General features: G+C 55.9%; 17 protein-coding genes. 12 read left to right on the plus strand and 5 right to left on the minus strand.

Translation table 11 applies throughout. The features are described from left to right. Positions 1–25 precede the first annotated feature (25 nt). From NF347_RS06975 to NF347_RS06995, 5 genes are read left to right on the plus strand one after another with little or no spacing between them, the layout of a single operon-like run. Complete coding sequence (locus NF347_RS06975) at positions 26–973, plus strand: HU domain-containing protein (RefSeq protein ID WP_107035209.1); 948 nt, start codon at positions 26–28, stop codon at positions 971–973. Between the two features lie 42 nt (positions 974–1,015). Then, a complete protein-coding gene (locus NF347_RS06980) occupies positions 1,016–1,552 on the plus strand; it encodes a nitroreductase family protein (protein ID WP_107035210.1) in 537 nt (178 codons plus the stop codon). Continuing rightward, on the plus strand, positions 1,543–2,328 hold the full coding sequence (locus NF347_RS06985) for a Rossmann-like and DUF2520 domain-containing protein (RefSeq protein ID WP_107035211.1): 786 nt from the start codon (positions 1,543–1,545) through the stop codon (positions 2,326–2,328). Before NF347_RS06980 ends, NF347_RS06985 begins: the two co-directional genes overlap by 10 nt. Continuing rightward, on the plus strand, positions 2,309–2,833 hold the full coding sequence (locus tag NF347_RS06990; protein ID WP_107035212.1) for a KdsC family phosphatase: 525 nt from the start codon (positions 2,309–2,311) through the stop codon (positions 2,831–2,833). The genes NF347_RS06985 and NF347_RS06990 overlap by 20 nt, the downstream gene beginning before the upstream one ends. Positions 2,834–2,850: 17 nt before the next feature. Next, positions 2,851–3,441 (plus strand): Maf family nucleotide pyrophosphatase, encoded by a 591-nt coding sequence (locus NF347_RS06995; protein WP_107035213.1) that lies wholly within the window; start codon positions 2,851–2,853, stop codon positions 3,439–3,441. On the opposite strand, the gene NF347_RS07000 is transcribed toward NF347_RS06995, so the two are convergent. The 3 genes from NF347_RS07000 to NF347_RS07010 all read right to left on the minus strand — a co-directional run bounded on the left by NF347_RS07000 (position 3,433) and on the right by NF347_RS07010 (position 7,845). Next, entirely contained in the window at positions 3,433–4,515 is a 1,083-nt protein-coding gene (locus NF347_RS07000; RefSeq protein WP_133165419.1) for an ATP-grasp domain-containing protein, read from the minus strand. The genes NF347_RS06995 and NF347_RS07000 overlap by 9 nt on opposite strands. Before the next feature lie 19 nt (positions 4,516–4,534). Beyond that, positions 4,535–6,433: an OstA-like protein gene (locus NF347_RS07005; protein ID WP_161553750.1), complete on the minus strand. Its 1,899-nt coding sequence runs from the start codon at positions 6,431–6,433 to the stop codon at positions 4,535–4,537. 83 nt (positions 6,434–6,516) lie between these two features. Beyond that, positions 6,517–7,845 carry a peptidylprolyl isomerase gene (locus tag NF347_RS07010; protein ID WP_107681336.1) on the minus strand — a complete coding sequence of 443 codons (1,329 nt, stop codon included), beginning with the start codon at positions 7,843–7,845 and terminating at the stop codon, positions 6,517–6,519. A 175-nt stretch (positions 7,846–8,020) separates the two neighbouring features. On the opposite strand from NF347_RS07010, the gene porT reads away from it, so the two are divergent. The 6 genes from porT to porN are packed head-to-tail and all read left to right on the plus strand — an operon-like array spanning position 8,021 to position 14,749. After that, positions 8,021–8,737 carry a type IX secretion/gliding motility protein PorT/SprT gene (gene porT, locus NF347_RS07015; protein ID WP_123549441.1) on the plus strand — a complete coding sequence of 239 codons (717 nt, stop codon included), beginning with the start codon at positions 8,021–8,023 and terminating at the stop codon, positions 8,735–8,737. Further along, the gene (locus NF347_RS07020; RefSeq protein ID WP_107035217.1) at positions 8,734–9,774 is read left to right on the plus strand and encodes a PorP/SprF family type IX secretion system membrane protein; all 1,041 of its coding nucleotides are present in this window, start codon (positions 8,734–8,736) and stop codon (positions 9,772–9,774) included. The genes porT and NF347_RS07020 overlap by 4 nt, the downstream gene beginning before the upstream one ends. 27 nt (positions 9,775–9,801) lie before the next feature. After that, a complete protein-coding gene (porK, locus tag NF347_RS07025; protein WP_107035218.1) occupies positions 9,802–11,253 on the plus strand; it encodes a T9SS ring complex lipoprotein PorK/GldK in 1,452 nt (483 codons plus the stop codon). A gap of 2 nt (positions 11,254–11,255) precedes the next feature. Further along, positions 11,256–12,080 (plus strand): type IX secretion system motor protein PorL/GldL, encoded by an 825-nt coding sequence (gene porL / locus NF347_RS07030; RefSeq protein ID WP_161553749.1) that lies wholly within the window; start codon positions 11,256–11,258, stop codon positions 12,078–12,080. Between the two features lie 4 nt (positions 12,081–12,084). Then, positions 12,085–13,650: a type IX secretion system motor protein PorM/GldM gene (gene porM, locus NF347_RS07035; protein ID WP_107035220.1), complete on the plus strand. Its 1,566-nt coding sequence runs from the start codon at positions 12,085–12,087 to the stop codon at positions 13,648–13,650. Between the two features lie 19 nt (positions 13,651–13,669). After that, a complete protein-coding gene (gene porN / locus NF347_RS07040; RefSeq protein WP_107035221.1) occupies positions 13,670–14,749 on the plus strand; it encodes a type IX secretion system ring subunit PorN/GldN in 1,080 nt (359 codons plus the stop codon). Between the two features lie 113 nt (positions 14,750–14,862). Here porN and murA read toward each other — a convergent pair whose 3' ends face one another. Beyond that, entirely contained in the window at positions 14,863–16,179 is a 1,317-nt protein-coding gene (gene murA / locus NF347_RS07045; protein ID WP_107035222.1) for a UDP-N-acetylglucosamine 1-carboxyvinyltransferase, read from the minus strand. Continuing rightward, positions 16,180–17,214, minus strand: coding sequence for a UDP-N-acetylmuramate dehydrogenase (murB, locus tag NF347_RS07050; protein ID WP_107035223.1), 1,035 nt, complete (start codon positions 17,212–17,214; stop codon positions 16,180–16,182). Positions 17,215–17,375: 161 nt separating this feature from the next. Here murB and NF347_RS07055 point away from each other — a divergent pair, with 161 nt between their 5' ends. Next, positions 17,376–18,362 carry an ABC transporter ATP-binding protein gene (locus NF347_RS07055; protein ID WP_107035224.1) on the plus strand — a complete coding sequence of 329 codons (987 nt, stop codon included), beginning with the start codon at positions 17,376–17,378 and terminating at the stop codon, positions 18,360–18,362. Positions 18,363–18,410: the final 48 nt, after the last annotated feature.

Consider the following 18,410-nt stretch of genomic DNA (forward strand, 5'->3'; position numbering starts at 1 on the left):
CATCACTATGCCAGTTTTGCAAAAAATGCCTAAATTTGCACTTGTGAAAACTCTGACACCCCACATACAATACCTTATTGTCAACAATGACTGCGTGGTAATACCCGGATGGGGAGCCCTTGTGGCCTCCGTCAGCCACTCGCGTCTGACGGACGGACGGCTCACGCCGCCCTGTCGTTCGATCGGGTTCAACCAGGCGTTGACCCACACTGACGGAATGCTTGCATCGAGCATCGCCCGCCGCGACGGCATAAGCTATCAGGTGGCCGATTCGATCGTCAGAGATGGAGTGGACGAACTCAGAAACATCTATGACGTCAACGGCGAGGTCAGCATTGACCGGATAGGCACCTTCACACGCGACGACAACGGATCAATGATCTTTTCCCCAGCCGCCGACAGCATCGCAAACTCACCGTATTTCGGACTTCCCGCGCTCGCACTCGCCTCAGAGGAGACTGACATCCCGACAGAACGCACACCGCGTTTCATGCCGTTGCGCAGAGCCATTCGGGTGGCGGCATCCATAGCCGTGCTGACACTGCTCGGATTCGTTTTGTCCACCCCCGTGCTCATCGACCGCCAGAACCACGACTTTGCATCGCTTACCGGCCCGGAGATCACTTCAGGACGTCCTATAGCCATATCGGCTCCCGAAACCGCCGACACCGACATACCGACACTTTACATACAGATGCCACCGGCCGACGCCGTGGCAACCTGTGAGGACGCTGCGCCGGTCAAGCCCGCCGACCATAAATATTTTCTTGTTGTGGCATCGCACGCCACACGCCGTCAGGCCGAAGACTATATAGCCGCACGAAGCACCGAACAGCTCGAAATACTTGAACGCGACGGACGCTTCCGCGTATACGCCGCCACAGGAGCCACCATCGAAGAAGCACAGCGCCCGATGAACGATCAGGCTTTCAATAGTCTGCATCCCGACGGCTGGGTGTATCGCGCGCGCTGAACCACCGACACACGACATACCAACCGTAACCATATTCAAGCCATGTCATCACCATCATTCCACGACTTGATCATAAACCGTCGCAGCATACGCCGTTACACCGATGAGCCTGTGGCTGCCGACGACGTGCGTCTTATACTTGAGGCCGGCCTGATGTCTCCCACATCGAAAAGCTCACGCTCGTGGCAGTTCATCGCCGTCGATGACAAGGATATGCTGCAGCGTCTGGCACAGTGTAAGCCGCTGGGCGCAGCACCGATCGGAGCCTGTCCGCTGGCCATCGTGGTAGTGGGCGACTCCACCAAGTCTGATCCGTGGATCGAGGACGCTTCGGTGGCTGCCATAATGATGCAGCTGCAGGCCGCAGATCTCGGACTCGGATCATGCTGGATACAGGTAAGAGGACGCATGACAGCCGACCAGACACTGTCGGAAGAGTATGTGGCCGAACTGCTCGGCATACCCGAACAGCTCAACACACTCTGCATCATAACCATCGGACATAAGGACGAGCAACGCAAGCCCATCGACCCGTCGCGGCTCGAGTGGGAAAAGGTGCATATCGGATCATGGCTGTGATCATCGGAGCCGGGAATGTAGCCTCGGCGCTTGCTCCGGCTCTTGAGACCGCCGGCCTCGAAATCAGTCAGATATGGAGCCGCAACCCCGACAATGCAGCCCGTCTTGCCTCCACCCTTAAAATTCCGGCGCAGCCCATAGCGGATCTGTCGCAGATCCGACAGGGAGAGGATCTCTACCTTGTGTCGGTAACCGACGATGCCATACGCCCAATAGCCCAACGGATGAAGGGATTCGGCGGCCTGTGGGCGCACACCTCCGGATCAGTAGACGCCGACGTGCTGTCGGACATCACCGATACCTACGGAGTGTTTTATCCATTGCAGACATTCACACGCGGCATAACTGTGGAAATGAGCGAAGTGCCGCTCTACATCGAAGGATCCGACGCTGCATCGCGACAGAGCCTGCTCGAAATCGCCGGCCGCATAAGCCGGCGTGTGAGCCTCGCCGACAGTTCACGCCGGCGGCGGCTGCATGCGGCGGCAGTGTTCGCCTGCAACTTTGTCAACTACATGTGGAGTGTGGCCGACGACATACTCCGCGAAGAGGGCGATGACATCAGCGTACTGTTCCCCCTGATAGAGGAAACGATGCGCAAGATGGAGGCCACAGGCGATCCGGCCGCAGTGCAGACCGGGCCGGCACGCCGCAACGACAAGGGAGTGATGGATGGACACGCCCGACTGCTTTCGCCCGAACACTCAGAACTCTACCGCACCGTTTCCGAAAAAATCATCAACCGATACCACCCCAATGAGCGCGATCAATTATGACTTGAGCAAGATACGCGGCATGGCGTTTGATATCGACGGCGTTCTCTCTCCGTCGACAATACCCATGGATATCAACGGCAACCCGCAGAGAATGGTCAATATCAAGGACGGCTACGCACTTCAGCTCGCAGTGAAGCGCGGGCTTAGAATTGCGATCATCAGCGGCGCCGACAGCCCGGCTCTGCGCGTCAGATATGCCGGACTCGGCATCACCGACATATATCTGAAAGCCTCTGTCAAGCTCCCCGTGCTTACCGACTGGATGGCAAAGGAGGGACTTACGCCTGATGAGGTGGCATATACCGGCGACGACATACCCGACATAGAGGCCATGCGCCATGCCGGACTCGCCATAGCACCGGCCGATGCAGCCCCCGAAGTGAAAGAGACCGCCGGCTACATATCGCCTGTGGCGGGAGGTTACGGAGTGGCGCGCGACCTGATCGAACAGGTGCTTCGCGATCGTGGAGAATGGATGTCTGATGCCAAAGCATTCGGATGGTAACAACGCTAAGAGGCTATATGGAAAATCCGCTTGAAAATCTGAAACGCTACAATGTGAAGCTCGCAAGCGCTTCTCCGCGACGCAGAGAGCTGCTCGGGATGCTGGGCATAGAGTTTGAAGTGATGCGCGGCATCGAGGTCGAAGAGTCATATCCGTCGACAATCGCGCTCGACTACGTTCCCGAATACCTCGCACGCAAGAAAGCGGCCGCCTACGCCCTGCAGGCCTCCCCCGACGATCTGATCATCACAGCCGACACTGTGGTGATACTCGGAGGCGAAGTTCTCGGCAAGCCCAAGAGCGACGAGGATGCCCGGCTGATGCTAAAGCTGATGTCAAACCGCGTGCATCAGGTAGTGACAGGCGTTGCCGTTGTGGCCGACGGAGAGATCCACAGCCTCTCGGCATCGACTTTCGTTGAGTTCGCGCCACTGACAGAAGAGGAAATCATCTGGTATGTCGACCAATACCGTCCGCTCGACAAAGCCGGATCATACGGCATACAGGAGTGGATCGGGGCTGTAGGCGTGAGCCGTATCGACGGAAGCTTTTACAACGTGATGGGGTTGCCCGTACACCGGCTATACACACTCCTCAAATCACTCTGATCCGGCCGTCGGAGAAGCGACGAAACGCATTCCCGGCGAAGACGCCACCGGAGAGAGATCGACACTGCCGGCCGGCAACCGGCTGTCAGTCTTGACCGACAGCAACATATTCCGTCCCAGACGATTGTAGACATATTTGGCCACAACACCCATCGTCATTCTCACGTTGGCTTCGACACACGGCACTATGCCAAGCCGAGCGCCCGACGTTTCACACTCTGTCATCATGTCGACACCGACCCATCCGTCGTAATACGGAGCAATCACCGACGATACCGCTCCGGCAAGCGGATCAGCCCATCCGCGCGGATCGATACCAAGATGACTCACTATCGCATCATCCGAAGCGATCATATTGCCGAGATAGCGTCCTCCGGCATCGGTATGAAAGCCCGACAAAGCCTCGAACACCGCTTTACCACCGGCACATCTGAACAGCATTGCGAAATCCGACACCTTATTGCGGCTGCGCTCCACCATGACACTCCCCTGCCGTCGGATAAACCCATCGACATATCGCAAAAGAGTGGAGCGGTTAAGACGTCGGACATCAAACACTCCGCGACCGCTGCTCGACCACGGCAGCTTGATGAAAGCATTGCCGCCAAAACGACCGATAGCCTGCAATGCCTCCTCCCGGCTACGAGCCTCTACCGGCAGCGAGTCATCTGAAACCCCGAGCCGGGTCAACAGGCTGACAGACACGCTTCGATGACTGATCCGACGAATATCATCCATGCTTGCTGCCGACGGCAAAACTTCACTCCGCACACCGGCCATGGCCAACCGTCTTAACGCAGCATGACTCCATCCCCATGGCTCACAGCCATCCACCGCCGCAAAATCGCCGGCCGATCCCACTACGGATTTCAGCCCGAAGTCACGTCCAAGAGATTCGGTTCCATGACAGTCCGCATCCGATGCCATGACAACATCGCCCGGATCGCCCCACCACATAGGCAACAACGCTCCGGCACGCGCAAGAGCCACAGCCGCCGGAGGCGGAGTGTAGCACGCCCTGCCATCGGCAAGCGCAAGATCATTTTCAGGATTAAACAACAATGCTTTTCGCATAATACCGCACACAGGGATATCAACGAACCTGTATCGAATCGACCGGCAGAGATACCGGCCTAGGCACAGCAACGATACTGTCGGACACGGAAGCCGCCGCCTGAACCGGCTTAGCGGCCGTCCGAACCTTATCGGATTCTGCAGCCCCCGAAGGCCGGTCAGCATCAGCCTGCTCCGACCCTGTCTGGCGCACCTTGCGTATCTCCTTGCGCCGACGCGTGGCCTCGGCAGCCTCAGGAGCCGGAATCTCCGAACGCATCAGATCAAGCTGACTCTGCGGCACCTCGAACACATCGTCAGGCGACACAGGGCGCATATCCTCATACCATGCAAACCGCTGGAGAAAATAAGAATTACGCTTCGCCAGATACAGCGGCGTAACTTTGCCTGTAGTAGCCGGACGGAAATGTACCGACTCTATGTCGTTGTCGCGAAAATAGGCATCCATTTCCGAGCTTTCCACATAGGCATACTTGTTGTAGGTGGAATCGCTCTCCATCGGGAACATGATGAGCATCACATTGCCCTCGGCATACAGACGGCTTATGGTAGAGTCATTGAACCATGTGGTCATTTCCGAAGCGCTCATCTGCTGATAACAGTCCTCGGCGATATGCTCTGCCGTGAAACCGAATTCAGGCAGACGCGCCCAGTCGACCGTAGAATCATTGACATGAACCTCGATAATATTGCCGAACACCTGACGGCGTCCGCTCCATACCACCGGATGATGATACATGTGCATGAGCGAATCGCGCTCCGTAGAGCTTAACGAATCGCATATACCCTGCATGTCGGACCGGAAAAAACGCACATTGCGATAGACATTCATCACCCGGGATGAATCCGTATCGACGTAAGCATAGATGGTATCACCGTGAAGATAGAGCGTGTCGGCGCCGGAATATTCTTTGGCCAATGCTCTGCCTGTAACAAAAGCACTGTCGGACAATTCATTGTACCATCCGTAATCGCCATGAAGCGATGACTTTCTGGCCGAATCCATGAGCACCATGTCGCCGAAAGCCTCGCCGATACCCCGGTTACGGTCATAAAACAGCGTATCGCCGGTCAACGTATTGCCCTGATTGGTAATCACCAGAGAGCGCCGGTAAAGATCGGCCAGTCCGGTGAGCGTATTGTATTTGCCCGACGAAGACAGTATCTCTCCGTCGGCACTCACTATTCTCGTGCGGGCTATCAGCTCACAAAGATGCGTGCCGGTATTGTACACGAGCGAATCGGTGTACATACGCAGTGTGTCTTTGCCGTTGGGAGCCTCAAGATCCACATTGTAGTAAAAATAGGCATACTTCGTATCCGGATGATATTCACCTTCGAGAGATCGCAGCCTGTTGACCGCATCGTCAAGCACACCGCCTACATTGTAGAATCCGATATTGGATGCGAGATCATAATTGAACACGTCGGTCGACAGCTTCACGTCGCGGTTTATGAGCCTGACCTTTTTACCCGGATAGGCATAGAGCACCGCCATCTCGTCGACGCCGGAATACTCAAGTTCGTCGGCATATACAAACAGCGTGTCGCCCTGCTCCATGCGCACATTGCTGAATGCGTCGAACGAATTGGCAGCTTCATAGAAATGCGCGCTGTCGCAGTACATGAACATGTCGTTTTTGCGAAACACCACATTCCCGGTAAGCACCTGATACTGCGAATCGGGCGCTACACCCGGCTGCTCAAGATAGCTCCACGTATCGGCATGCTCGAGAAACACCTTGCCCTCCTGATACCGGTCGGCGCCGGGTATCACCGGGCGGAGCTGCTGCGTGTCGGCCGGAGCCGCAACAGCCGGAGCCGATACCCCCGACGATGACGACGAGGCTATCATCGGCGGCAATGCCAGAACCGCAAATACGACTATGGCCGCGACCTGACGAAGCGACAGTTTCATTGACCTATGAGCCGACATAGTATCCCGTATTTAGAGCCCTCGAATGTATAGCGAAACCATGACCTTGGAAGCCGGAGACTGCATTATTTCTCCTTGATCCAGCCTTCGTGGGAAAACTCACAATTGCGCCATCCGTCCTCTATGCGCACATACGTCTGGGCTATCTTCTGCCTGAGCCACTCGCGTATGGTCTTCTCATTGAGCGACTGCTCGTACATCGAGAGCAGCAGCTGATAATCGTCCGACAGATTGGCCTTGTGACCCTCGATACGGGCTGTCAGCTTGACGACCGACACCACTTCGCGGTTGAGCTTCTGGTCTATCATCAGGAACGGTTTGGAAATCTCGCCGGGCTGCAGCTGGCTCACCTGCTTGGCTATGTCCTGAGGAAGATCCTTCATCTCAAAACGCGTCGTGCCATCCTTGTCATTTACCATGATACCCTTGTTGTAGCGCGTATCCTTGTCCTGAGAGAGGTAGCTCACCACCTCGTCAAACTTAAACCGTTTATGATCTACGATATCCGTACGGAGCGAGTCGAGACGCTGCATTGCCTCGTTTATGTCATTGTCCGACACCTTGGGCCGCAGCAGTATATGACGTGTATTGATACGATTGCCTCGTTTTTCGACAAGCTGGATGATGTGATATCCATATTCCGACTCCACGATGCGCGACACCTTGCGGGTATCGTTGAGATTGAACGCCACGGCAGCATATTCGGGATCAAGCTCTCCACGTCCGAGGAAGCCGGTCTCGCCGCCACGCATGGCAGTGCCGACATCTTCGGAATACAATATGGCAAGTGTCGACATCTCACTCTCACCCTTGTTGATCCGCTCGGTGAAGTCGCGCAGACGCGATTTCACATCCTCTATCTCCTGACGCGGTATGGTCGGATGGAATGTTATCACCTGCACTTCCACCTGCAGAGGCACGTATGGCACACTGTCGGCCGGGAGCTGCTGGAAATATTTTCTGACGTCGGAGGGAGTCACTTTCAGATCCTTGGTGAGCGACCGCTGCACTTCACGCACACGATAAGTGTTCTTGATATTCTCAAGCATCTGCTGTTTTATGTCGGGCATGGAGCGACGGAAATATTCCTCGACCTTTTCTTTCGAGCCAAACTGGTTGACAAACTGGTTTATACGGGCATCGACCTCGGCCATGACCATCGCGTCGGACACCTCCACTGTATCGATATCGGCCTGATGCAGATAAAGTTTCTCGACTGCTATCATCTCGGGCACGACACAGTAAGGATCGCCCTTGATAGGAGTCTGCTGATAAATCAGATTGTTATAATAGTCTTCGATCTCCGATTTCCAGATGGGCTGGTCGCCCACAACCCATGCCACCTCTTCGGCCACATTGTTCTGAGCGTTGATAGCCACCGCCGTAAACAGCATGGCGGCAAACGAAATAATGTTTCGAAATTTCACTGTGTAGGTATTTGTGGGAAACAATGGGGCAAATTTAGTGAAAAATGTTGAGAGCGCTGCAACCGCCTTTATAAAAAAAGATAAAATCCGATTTTCCGACAACACATGCAATATCGCGCATTATGGCACGTTATCAATCGTGATGGACGTCATTAGGAAAACACTCTTGAGCATAGCCGCCTTCACTGCAGCCACAGCCGGCGCGGCCGATTTCGGCCACGGACCGCTCAACCGCCCTTATTCCGACGGCAGAGCGTGGCATCTCGGCTTTTCAGTGGGAGTACACGCGCAGGATCTGTCCCTGACCCACAGCGGATACATCACCGACGACGGGCGCACATGGTTTATGGATCAGCCCTCGCATTCGCCCGGATTCTGCGTGGGCGGCCTGATCGACATGCGCCTCAACGACTACTTCAACCTGCGCATAGCCCCCGGCCTGTGGATGGGCAACCGAGAGATAAAGATGCTCGACACCACAACGGGCGAAGAACAGAAGCAGAACATGAAATCAACGTTTGTCGTGGTGCCCGTCGACATCAAATTCTCATCGGTGCGCTATCTCAATTCACGGCCCTATATCACAGCCGGAATCATGCCGGCGGTCGATGTTGCGAAAAAACGCAATGATTTCATCAAACTCAAGCCCGCCGACATATACCTGACCATGGGGCTTGGATGCGACTTCTATCTGCCCTACTTCAAACTCAACCCGGAGATCAGATTCTGCCTCGGACTGACCGACGTGCTGCAACGTCGGCGTCCCGACCTGGCTGATGATCCGCAACGCATGGATATCACCCGATCGCTGCTGAAAGCACGGTCGAAAATGATCGTACTCACTTTCTATTTCGAATGATGCGCCGCCTTTACACATCTCTGGCCTTAGGACTCTCGCTATCGTCAGCGCCGGTCATCGCGCAGACCGATCCTCTGCTGTCGCAGTACTATGAGGTAAAATCATTCTACAATCCAGCAGCTACCGGCACAACCGACCTGATGCGTTTCAGGTTAGGCTCACGCATGCAATGGACCGGCATAGACAATGCTCCACGCGCATTCATCGGCGTAGCCGACTCCCCGTTTCGCCTCACAGGCAAGCGTTTCGGAGCCGGAATCGCCATCCGTCAGGAAAAGCAGGGACTCTACGACGATCTCAACATGGGACTGCAGCTGAGCTATCACATCAAACTGGCTGGAGGCTACCTCGCGATAGGAGTGCAGCCGGGAGTGCTCAACGAAAAGTTCAGAGGATCGGAAGTCTACATACCTGCCGACGACGAATATCACGACGACACGGACGAAGCTATACCACGGGTGGACGTCAGTGGATCAGCGCTCGACATCGGAGCCGGCATATATTACAGCCGACGCAACTTCTGGGCATCCGCATCCATGACCCATCTTAATGCGCCTACGGTCACATTCTCAACCGATTCACCGGTCACATCACGTGCCGGCGAAGACGAATCAGACGAAAACGGATCATCCTCTTCCTCCGGAAGCAACGGAAGCGCCGGAGAATACGAGTTCCAGGCCCGCCGCACACTATATCTGATGACCGGAGGCAATATTCCGATAAGTTCCACGTTATTTGAACTGATGCCCTCCGCCATGATGGCCACCGACTTCAGATTCACACGACTTTCACTGACAGCGCGACTGCGGTGGAAAAAGATGGTATCGCTGGGAGTCGGATATCGTCACGACGATACGCTGAGCGTCAGCCTGTCGGGCGAATTCCGCGGGTTCTTTCTCGGATATGCCTACGACTATCCCACCGGCAAGATATCCGTGGCAAGCTCCGGAAGCCACGAGATATTCGCAGGCTATGCGATGAAACTTGATCTGGGCGAAAAAAACCGCCATAAGCAGAAAAGCATCAGATTTATGTAAACAACGACATACAGCATAATACATAGTATGACATCAGACTTTAGGACATATATCGCTGCAGCCACGGCTTCGATCGTGCTGGCCTCATGCGCTTCAGGAAGCCGCAACGCATCGGGCGGCGAACTGACAGGCGTGGGCGCAGCTACATGGGCCGAACCCGCTCCCTACGGAATGGCACTCGTAGACCGCGGATCAATCAAAGCCGGCCCGCAGGAGTCCGATTCGCTCTGGGGACTCCGGGCCGACGCACACGGCATTTCGGTCGACGCCTTCTGGATGGATGAAACCGAAGTGACAAACGCCGAATACAAACAATTTGTATTCTGGGTGCGCGACTCCATCATACGCGAGCGCCTCGCCGATCCGGCCTACGGAGGCAATGAGGAATACAAGATCGACGAAGACCGCGACGGAAATCCGGTGACGCCACATCTCAACTGGGCCAAGCCGATACCATGGCGCAATCCCGACGAAGACGAGCAGAGAGCCATCGAAAGCCTCTACCGCACCAACCCTATCACCGGAGCACGCGAGCTTGACGACACACAGCTCAACTACCGGTACGAAGTCTACGACCAGTCGGAAGCCGTCAGACGCAAATACCGTCGCGACCCGCGCCGTCGCGAATACAACACCGACCGCCCTGTGCCGACCGACGTGCCGGTAATAACAAAAGACACCGCATGGATCGACGAGGACGGCGAAATCATACGCCGCACAATATCGCGTGCGCTCTCAAGCGAATACGACTTTGTCAACACCTATATTGTCAACGTGTACCCCGACACTACGGCGTGGATCAACGACTTTGACAACGCCTACAACGAGCCGTACGTGAGAATGTATTTCTCCCACGGCGGCTACAACGATTATCCAGTGGTAGGAGTCAGCTGGGAGCAGGCCAATGCCTTCGCCGCATGGCGCACGGCATTCCTCCGTCGCTCGATAGGCCGAGAGGGCGTATATATTGAGCCATACCGCCTCCCCACCGAAGCCGAATGGGAGTATGCCGCCAGAGCCGGCGTCAGCGACAATAAATATCCCTGGGAAGGCGATCTGCCACTGACAGAGGAAAAAGGGTGCTTCTATGCCAATTTCAAGCCACAGGAGGGCAACTATGTGCAGGACGGACATATCATAACATCACGGGTAGGGACATACGCTCCCAATGATTTCGGACTCTACGACATGGCCGGCAACGTCAGCGAATGGACATCCACAGCCTACACCGAGAGCGTAAGCACCATCAAGAGCGATCTCAACCCGGAATACCGCTACAATGCCGCACCCGACGACCCCTACCGCCTGAAACGCAAGATAGTGCGCGGAGGATCATGGAAAGATGTGGCACACAACATCAGATCAGACATACGCATGTGGGAATACCAGAACGAACAGCGATCGTTCATCGGCTTCCGGTGTGTGCGCACCAACATAGGATTCGCCCAAGGTCAGGGCGGCAACAAAAAAAGAAAATGATTATGGGAAAGATCAAACGATACCGCAACGTAGTGGAGCGCTTCCTCTCCGGTGAGAACGGACAGCGTTTCTTCAATATAGCCTACTCTCTTGGCGCTGCCATCGTCATACTCGGCGCCCTGTTCAAGATACTCCATCTTTCAGGGGGCGACACACTGCTGTCGATCGGCATGGGCACGGAGGTGATGATGTTCATACTTACAGCTTTCGACCGTCCCCCGCGCGAACCCGACTGGGAACATATCCTGACCGGCAGCCATACCGTGGCAGAAGGGGCCGCGACGACAATCCAGCCTGCTTCAACACCCGCCGGCACTGCGCCACTACAGAATGACTCACCAGCCGCACCACAACGATCCGCAGCACCACGACAGGCGGAAGCGCAGCATACCGTCTTCGCCACTGCCTCCGGACAGCATGCAGTCATAGCCGCAGGGACTCCGACAACGGCCGGCGGACAGACACCGTTCCCGGCCGAGGCATCCGCACAGATTGAGCAGAGCGTCAAAACCCTCGGAGAAACACTCGACGGATATATCGAACAGATGACCACGCTCAACCGCAACATATCCGGGCTCAACACCATCTATGACGTGCAACTTCGCAACGTGGCAGCGCAGCTCGACGCATTCGACAGCGTCAACCGCGGCATGACCGACATGCGCCGGATGTATGAGGAAACAGCCCGACGGAGCGAGCAATACCATCAGGAAGCGGAAAAACTCACCTCACACATGCAGCAGCTCAACCTGATCTACGAACGCATGCTTCAGGCAATGACAGTCAACATGTCGAACAGGCAGACGTCGGCCACAAATCCCGACTGATCCGATGGCATCCTCAGGATCACGCATGTCGCCGCGTCAGAAGATGATAAACCTCATGTATATCGTCCTGACAGCCATGCTTGCGCTCAATGTTTCAAGCGACGTGCTCGACGGCTTCACGCAGGTTGAGGAGGGACTCGACCTGTCGAACCAGACCGTAGCCCGCCGCAACGATGCTGTATATCATACTCTCGCCACTGCAGCCGACAATAATCCCGACAAAGCCGCCGGGTGGCACCGGCGCGCGAAAGAGCTGCGCGACGAAGCATCACGGCTTGTGGGCATGATCGACTCACTCAAACTCGCAATTGTGCGGTATGTCGACGGCGACGACGCAACACTCGACCATATCGACAACCGCGAAAATCTTGAGGCGTCGTCGGTCGTGATGCTCAATCCGTTGACCCGCAACGGAGAGCGGCTACGCCACAGCATAGAATCGTTCCGCACCATTGCCGCCGAAGCGGTCAGCGACTCCATAAAACGCCGCGGCATAGCGTCGATGCTGTCGACCGACGGGAAACGCACCGAAGGATCCGACGTGGAACGCCGCTGGGAGAACATCCGCTTCGAGAATCAGCCCGTGGTGGCGGCGGTGGCGCTGCTCACCAAGCTGCAGAACGACATCCTGTATTCCGAAGGCGAGGCCCTGTCGTCGCTGCTTGCGTCGGTCGACGCCGGCGACGTCCGCGTCAACTCTCTGAAAGCGTTTGTCATACCCGAATCGCGCTACGTGATGCGCGGCAGCCGGTATTCGGCCGACATAGTGCTTGCAGCACTCGACACGACGGCACGTCCGGTAATGGTGATCGGAGGCCGACGCTATGAACCCGGAGTGGCAAGATATGAATTCTCACCGGCTGCAAGCGGAGAATTCACACTGAAAGGATCGCTCGAGGTGCCGCTTGGCGACGGCTCCGTGGCGAGCCATCCTTTTGAATCGGGATATACTGTTATCGAGCCGACAGCAGCCGTTTCGGCCACCATGATGAATGTGCTCTACGCAGGCATAGACAACCCCATTGAGATAGCCGTTCCCGGCGCTGCAACCGAACAGGTCACCGCTACAATGACCGGCGGACAGCTAACACGCAATGCCGGACACTGGAACGCACGCCCCGACGCCAAAGTATCGGAAGCCGTGATCAAAGTCAGCGTCAACGGCCACGGAGCCGTACAGCCTGTGGCTACCCACACATTCAAGGTGAGGCAGCTTCCCGATCCATCGGCCTACATCGCCGTCGGATCGGCCGACGGACGCACCGAACGCTACAAGGGAGGACGTCCGATAGCCAAGGCGTCACTGCTTGCCTCAAAGGGACTCGGAGCGGCGATCGATGACGGAGTGCTTGACATCGACTTCAAAGTCCAGTCGTTCGAAACAGTATTTTTCGACTCGATGGGCAACGCCCTGCTTGAAAAATCGGACGGAGCCGACTTCTCGCGCCGTCAGCTCGAACAGTTCCGGCGCCTCTCGCGAGGAAAACGCTTCTTCATATCACGCATCAAAGCCATCGGACCCGACGGGTCAGAACGCACCCTCAGCCCGGTGGAAGTAATAGTCAACTGACCAAATCCATTATCAGGAAATGAAACGCATACTCACAGCCATAATAATAATGTCGGCAGCAATGCCCTGCATCATGGCGCAGAAAAGCGTCAGCAGCGGCATCAGCCGTAAAAGCGCCACCTCCGATACACACCGCACAACAGCACGCGGCGGCGTCAATACGGCTGCCGGCAGCGCCACCGAGGTAAAAACGACTGATCCGGCATGGATGAATGTCGTGTACCGATCGCTTGACCTCAACGATCCGGCCAACGCAGTGCTGTATTATCCCGAAGAGGCCGCCGACGGCCAGGACAATCTCTTCAGGCTGATGCTACGACTTATCGCCGGCAATAACATTACGGCCTACGAGTATCTCGACGGCCGTGAAAACTTCAGCGAAACCAACCGGCTGAACGTAAAGGATATGCTCGACCGCTTCCAGATCATGCACACCGACGCCAAAGGATCGACCGAACGACGCCCTCTCTACGAGATCGCCGATGTGGACATGCCTTCGACCGAAATACTCAGCTACTTCATCATCGAAAGCAATGAATTCGACCGTCGCGACTCGCGCATGCGCCGCCGCATAGAGGCCATATGTCCGGTGCTCCACCGCACCGAAGAGTTCGGACAGGAAGCTGTCAGATATCCGATGTTCTGGGTGAGATATGACGATCTGAAACCGCATCTAGCTCTTACATCGGTGTTTCTGAGCGATGAAAATCACGTGGCGTCATCAACTCTCGAAGACTATTTCAACCTCAATCTCTACAACGGCGAGATATTCAAGACTCGCAATCTGCGCAACAAGTCGATGTCGCAGCTATATCCCGATCCCGACGATCTGAAACATGCACGCGACAGCATAGACAAGCGCATCGACGCTTTTGCCGACGCCCTGTGGGTGCCCGATCCCGAAGAAATCGCCCGACGTGAAGAGATGAAAGCCGCATCCGACACCACGACCGCAGCTACAGCCGACGCACCAAAGTCGCGACGGATCTCGGCAGCGCGTGGCGCCTCTAAGAAAGCTGACAAAACTGTCAAGAAAAAGTCGCGCAGTCGACGCTCCACTCCCGCTGCAACACGTAGCGTGCGCAACAGGCGCAAATGAGATGACGCAAGATAGAAATTATTGAAACAACTGACGGCACTGTACGGGATTCAACCCCGGATACAGCGCCGTCAGTTTATTATGCAGTTGGAAAAAAACGTCAGTACCGTCCATCAATCAGGACGACGGAATATATGCGCGCCAAGCGCATTCAGGCGATTGTCGATATCCTCATAGCCACGGTCGATCTGGGAGATATTGCCTATCTCGCTCGTGCCTTTGGCCGACATGGCCGCCAGCAGCAGAGCAATGCCCGCACGGATGTCGGGCGACAGCATACGGTTGGCCTTCAGAGTGTTTTTGTGGTCAAGACCGATCACGACAGCACGGTGCGGATCGCACAGCATTATCTGTGCACCCATATCGATCAGACGGTCGACGAAGAACAGACGGCTCTCGAACATCTTCTGATGTATCAGCACCGAGCCGCGACATTGCGTGGCCACTACGAGCATCACCGACAGCAGGTCGGGCGTTAGCCCCGGCCATGGCGCGTCGGCGATATTCAGTATCGAGCCGTCGAGCGCAGTTTCTATCTCATAAACATCCTGCGCCGGCACATATATATCGTCGCCGCGACGCTCAAGCGCGATACCCAGCCGGCGGAAACTGTCGGGAATGATGCCAAGATTGTCATACGACACATTCTTGACCGTGATCTCGCTCGAGTTGAGCGCTGCCATGCCTATGAAACTGCCCACCTCGATCATGTCGGGCAATATACGGTGTTCGGCGCCGTGAAGCCGCTCCGCGCCATGTATGGTCAGCAGATTCGATGCTATACCCTCTATTTCCAGTCCCATGGCCGATAGCAACCGACACAGCTGCTGCACGTATGGTTCACAGGCGGCGTTGTATATCGTAGTGGTGCCATGAGCCAAAGCCGCAGCCATGATGATATTGGCCGTGCCGGTGACCGACGCCTCGTCGAGCAGCATATATGTGCCGTGAAGCCCCCCTTCGGGCGCAGTAAGACGATATGCCCGCTTGGCTTCGTCGTAATCGAGCGAAGCCCCGAGATTCATCATTCCGGTGATATGTGTATCAACCTTGCGCCGACCGATCTTGTCGCCGCCAGGCTTGGCGAAAAACGCCTCTCCGAAACGCGCCAGCAGCGGACCGACCACGAGCACCGACCCGCGGAGCGACGCGCAACGCCTCACGAAATCCTCCGACGTGATATAGTCAGTGTCGATATCGTCGGCCTTGAACAGATAGTCGCCCTTGCCCCTGCGCTCCACCTTCACTCCCATACACTCAAGCAGTCCGATAAGATTGCGCACATCGAGTATCTCCGGGATGTTTGTGACATGAACCTCTTCCGGCGTAAGCAGACAAGCGCTTATGATCTGAAGCGACTCGTTTTTGGCTCCCTGTGGTTCGATCTCTCCGGCAAGCCTGTGGCCGCCCTCAATTACAAAAGTGCTCATCTATGGTTTGTTTTGGGGTGATATTACATGTTCTACTTCAGGATGGAGCGTGATGCCGAAGCGCTTGCCTACAGCCTCGGTGATGTCGCGCTGCATCTCTATGATCTCCTGCGGCTCGGCGCGCCCCGTGAGATTGACTATTATAAGCGGCTGGCGCGACCACACGGCCACATTGCCCCGCTCCATGCCCTTGAATCCGCACTGCTCTATAAGCCATGCCGCCGGAATCTTGACTTTCGATTCGGGAAGGTCATAGTGGGGAGGAAGGGTGTCATACCGAGCCGCGATGCGTTCAAACAGACTCCTGTCGACTACCGGGTTTTTGAAGAAACTGCCGGCGCTGCCAAATTCATCGACCGCAGGCAGCTTAGCATCGCGCACTGCAATGACAGCCTCACGCACCGACAGCGGCGTAGGCTCCTTGTCGCCAAGCGACGCACGAAGATTGCCGTAATCCAGACGCGGACCCGCTCCGGCGGGCAGACGGAAGCGTACCGAGGTGACGATATACCGCCCGGCCGCTTCCGGAGTCTTGAACACCGACATGCGGTAGCCGTATCGGCAGTCCGACGCCGTGAAAGCCACTTCACGACGCTCCGCGGTATCGTAGCACAACACTTCGTCGATTATGTCGGCCACTTCGACGCCGTAGGCACCGATGTTCTGCACAGCAGCAGCCCCGACCTGCCCCGGAATCGCCGAGAGATTTTCCATGCCAGAGATACCGGCACGGCAGACGTGAGCCACGACATCGTCAAAAATCAGTCCGGCACCGGCCGTCAGCAGAAAGTCGCCGTTATTGTCGATTCCGGCCTCCATGTCGAGCACCCGCGAATGCAGCAATGCTCCGTCGTAGTCGCCCTCAAACAGCAGATTGCTCCCCTCCCCTATGGCCTTGAAGGGGAGATCGCCTATCTGCCGCATAATTTCAGGCAGATCGCCGGCCGATGTGTATTCTATCCATCTGGCACACTTCACACGCATACCGAAAGTATTGTGGCGTGTCAGATCAAAATCTTTCAATTCGGTTATCATATCGCAAAAATAACCAATTTTGCCATTACGACAAAATCAGAGCCGATTACTTTTTTCGACCACATCGGCTTTGAGATCTCCGAAACACACAGCGCGTTCAATTAATATATTTTAACCCCCAAACATATCTTGCTGTCGTCGCGTCTGAATATCTTTGCAAAATGGCTACAGACCAAGAATACCCCCTACAGCTCCGCGATATTTCGCTCGGATACACATCCGGTGGCAACACCAAGACAGTGGCGTCGTGCATCAGCGCGTCACTTGACCGCGGCGGACTAACATGCCTTCTCGGCCCCAACGGCGCCGGAAAATCCACACTCCTGCGCACACTCACCGGACTGCTCCGACCGCTTGCCGGGACAATTGAGATCAACGGCAGCAGTCTTGAGAGCTATTCAAGCAGCGAGCTTTCGAAACTTGTCAGCGTTGTGCTTACCGACCGTTTCAACCTGCCCGACATGACCGCACGCCAGCTCGTGGCACTCGGGCGCAGCCCGTATACAGGTTTCTGGGGACGTATGTCGGACAACGACGAGCGCGAAGTGGATGAAGTTATGGCCCTCACCGGCATCACCGATCTGGCACAACGCAGCGTCGACACACTGTCGGACGGCGAACGTCAGAAAGTAATGATAGCCAAAGCCCTCGCACAGCACACACCGATCATACTGCTCGACGAGCCTACGGCGTTTCTCGACTATCCGAGCAAGGTGGAGACCATGAGCCTGCTGCATACGCTCGCAGCCGAACGCGGCAAGACCATTCTGCTCACCACTCACGACGTAGAGATAGCCCTGCAGCTGGCCGACCGCATCTGGATGCTCGGCAATGGAGTTTTTGTCGACGGCACGCCCGAGGATATGATGCTTTCTGGTCGACTCGCGGAATTTTTCTGCAGCTCAGCAATAACATTTGACGCCTCGACGGCCACATTCCGCATCGCACTCCCGGTTTCAGAAAGGATAGTCACCATATCGGGATCAGGAGCGGCGTTCAACCTCACTGCCCGGGCGCTGCGCCGCACAGGCTACCGGGTGACTGAAACAGACTCTGCCGCCCTGCCGGAGATCATGGCCACCGACCAAGGCATCACACTCAACGGTCAGCCCGTAAGCTCTATAGCCGAATTGCTTCAGAAGCTCTGAACACGCATCAGTAAAACACAACGACAGTCCCCGCACATCTCCGACCTC

Source organism: Paramuribaculum intestinale (genome assembly GCF_030759015.1).
GTDB classification, from domain to species: Bacteria; Bacteroidota; Bacteroidia; order Bacteroidales; family Muribaculaceae; genus Paramuribaculum; species Paramuribaculum intestinale.